The following is an 875-nucleotide window of genomic DNA, read 5'->3' on the forward strand; positions in this document are numbered from 1 at the left end:
TCGGCTCCGGCGGCCGACCACGGCTGGATCGCGGCGATCAGCAAGAACGCGGCGGACGCGGCCAAGCAGTTCTCCGATGTGGAGTTCAAGGCGGTCGAGCCGACCAACGACATCAACCAGCAGATCTCGGCGGTGGAGTCGCTGATCCAGGCCAAGGTCGACGCGCTGGTGCTCCTGCCGAACGACGGTCAGCAGCTGAACCAGGTCGCCCGGCAGGCGATGGACGCGGGTATCCCGGTGATCAACCTGGACCGGGTCTTCCCCGACAAGCTGTCGTACCGGACCTGGCTGGGTGGCGACAACTACGGCATGGGGGTGGCGGCGGGTCACTTCATCGGTAAGACGCTGAAGGACAAGGGGGTGGCCGACCCGGTCATCCTGGAGATCCAGGGCATCGCGACGCTGCCGTTGACGCAGGACCGCAGCAAGGGCTTCGAGGACGCGCTGAAGACCTATGGGTTCAAGGTGACGGCGAAGCAGGACGCCAAGTTCACGGTGGAGTCGGGTACGCAGGTGGCCAGCAACCTGCTGCAGGCGCACAAGAAGATCGACGCGATCTGGAACCACGACGACGACCAGGGCATCGGTGTGCTGGCCGCGATCAAGGAGGCCGGTCGTGACGAGTTCTTCATGGTCGGTGGTGCGGGTTCGGCCAACGCGATGCGTGACATCCAGGCCGACAGTGGTGTGCTGAAGGCGACGGTGACCTACAGCCCGACGATGGCCGCTTCGGCGATCAAGCTGGCGCGACTGATCGCGCAGGGCAAGGGCATGAGCGACCTGCTGGAGCAGCAGGTGCCGCAGTCGATCACCCTGACCTCGGAGACCGTTACCAAGGACAACGCCGAGCAGTACCTGCCGACCGGCTTCGAATC

Annotated in this window: 1 protein-coding gene; it reads left to right on the forward strand. The window is 65.1% G+C overall.

Features of this window, described 5'->3' with window-relative positions; translation table 11 throughout:
* On the forward strand, positions 1 to 875 hold an 875-nt coding region (locus HHX30_RS40300; protein ID WP_169989212.1), incomplete at both ends, for an ABC transporter substrate-binding protein.

The organism is Microbispora sp. H10836 (genome assembly GCF_012999525.1).
GTDB lineage: Bacteria > Actinomycetota > Actinomycetes > Streptosporangiales > Streptosporangiaceae > Microbispora.